The sequence below is a fragment of the Mycobacterium sp. NGS34 genome (genome assembly GCF_059812845.1).
Genome location: NZ_JCALDM010000050.1, coordinates 1 through 1,836, shown reverse-complemented (window position 1 = coordinate 1,836; position 1,836 = coordinate 1). Strand labels below are relative to the sequence as shown.

Below are 1,836 nucleotides of genomic sequence, written 5' to 3'. Positions count from 1 at the left end.
CTGTCCGGTGTCAGTCGAGTCGTGTCGCAATGTATCGGGCGTATGTTGATGCCGATGCTCTCGCGTGGGCTTCGAGTGTCTGCGGGCTGTAGCCGAGTGTTTCGGCCAGGATCGCGATTGGCGTGGTCTGGGTGAGTTCATTGAGTGTGCCAAGGCGTGCTTCGAGGGCAGCGAGAACAGGTCGCAGATGGTTACGAAGGTGCGTCGGAGTGACGTGAGTTCCGGGTCCATACCCGCGAAATACCCAGGGCGAGTTGGGATGTGCAGCAGTTTGACCGTTGTAGTTGACTGCCGCGAGTAGTCGGATGGGCTCATCGAGCGGCGGCGGGATATCGATGGGCATGCCAGCCAGGTTGACGCTCACGGAGTCCGCTGTGATGGTCACCTGCTCCCAGGTCAGGGCAGCGATATCCTCGACGCGCTGAGCGAAAACGATGATCAAGATCGCGGCGAACCGGTCACGGGGATGCAGGGTCTGTTGATGTACGACGTGCTCGATAACGGCGTTCTGCTCGGTGATCGGTAGCCGTGGTGCGGTACCGCGCCGGTGCGGGGTCACCTCGAGATCCGCGGGGATCAGTTTGGTTTTGATGGCCCAACGGACGAATCGCAGAATGTGCTCCCGGGTAGTTGGTCCGGTGGACTGCCACAGGTCAATGTGCGCCTGGGTGACGTTCTCGACATAGGTGTCGTGTTCGGTGGTGAGCCAGTTGCAGAACTCGATCGTCACGGTCGTGGTCTGCTTGGCGCGCAGAAATGCTGAGTCGGTGACGGCGTCCATCGAGCGGAGCCGTCTTTCCAAGCCCCAGCGGATAAAACGGGCAATCACCTTGCGGTGCTCGTCCGTCAGGATGCGCTGTTGCGCGGTCGCCGCCCAGCCCAGGAACCGCGCTAACCGTTCGTCGCGCGCCGGCAGCGACTGATGAGCCACGAGGAGGCCGCGAACATAATTGGTTGTCCGGCCCGCCGGAAGCAGGTCAACAAGCTCATGGGTGAGCGTCGGATGGCACGCAAGTTCGCGCAGGACGCGTTCGACATGGCGTTGGCGGATCCAGGTCAGGCCGCTATTGGGGCGTTGCATTCCGGTGAGCGCATCAATGATGACCTGCAACTGCGAGGCGACCACGCCGGTGTCGGGGTTGGTCAGGAAGCGAGTAGCAGTCTCGCCGAGGACGCAGCGTTGACATTTGCCGCCGCTATAGAGTTCGGCCTCGTCCCCGCAGGCAACGCAGTCGACGTTGAGCGTGATCCCGGTGCATCGGCGGCACGCGGGCCGAGCATCAATGATCCCGGGGAGAACGCCCTGGTGGCCGCAAGCGCAGATCCCGGTGACACGTTTGGCGGCCTGGTAGCAATACCCGCAGACCGATTCGCCCGGCCAGTTCGCGACCACCATGTAGTGCCCGCCGCACCGGTCGCAGGGCACCGGCCACCGCTCGGGGTCGTCAGGTTTGCGCGGGCGGGCCATCGTCGTCCTGGACGATCCGAATCCGTTTGGCGACGGGGTTTCCCGGTTTCAGGCCGAGGTCACTGGGCCGTGGTGCGTTGGCAGTTTTCGCGGCTTGCATCTCGACGTACGGCTCGAACAGGTCGTTGGGCGTGCAGTCGAAGATGTCGCACAGGGCAGCGAACGTCCTTGACGGAATGCGTTGGGGTTCACCGGTAACCAGGCGATAGACCTGGGCGTCGGAGAGGTTGATTCCGCGCGATTTGAGCAGCGGTCGCAGCTCGGTGGACTTCCACAGGTTGTGGGCGGCCATCATCCGGCGCAGATGCCAGTGGAAGCCGATGCGGCGCTGTTCAGCCATCGGGCTGATCTTCCTCCATTCGGATGCG

General features: G+C 63.1%; 2 protein-coding genes. Both read right to left on the bottom strand.

What is annotated here, in order from left to right; translation table 11 throughout:
* Positions 1 to 10: 10 nt before the first annotated feature.
* Complete coding sequence (locus AC5Y7V_RS31330; RefSeq protein ID WP_071289708.1) at positions 11 to 1,468, bottom strand: site-specific integrase; 1,458 nt, start codon at positions 1,466 to 1,468, stop codon at positions 11 to 13.
* Positions 1,446 to 1,808 (bottom strand): helix-turn-helix domain-containing protein, encoded by a 363-nt coding sequence (locus AC5Y7V_RS31325; protein ID WP_071289709.1) that lies wholly within the window; start codon positions 1,806 to 1,808, stop codon positions 1,446 to 1,448. Before AC5Y7V_RS31325 ends, AC5Y7V_RS31330 begins: the two co-directional genes overlap by 23 nt.
* Positions 1,809 to 1,836 lie beyond the last annotated feature (28 nt).

Bases quoted from the DNA above. Each gene is read 5' to 3' on its own strand.
- AC5Y7V_RS31330 (WP_071289708.1), bottom strand. From the start codon at position 1,468: ATGGCCCGCCCGCGCAAACCTGACGACCCCGAGCGGTGGCCGGTGCCC.
- AC5Y7V_RS31325 (WP_071289709.1), bottom strand. From the start codon at position 1,808: ATGGCTGAACAGCGCCGCATCGGCTTCCACTGGCATCTGCGCCGGATG.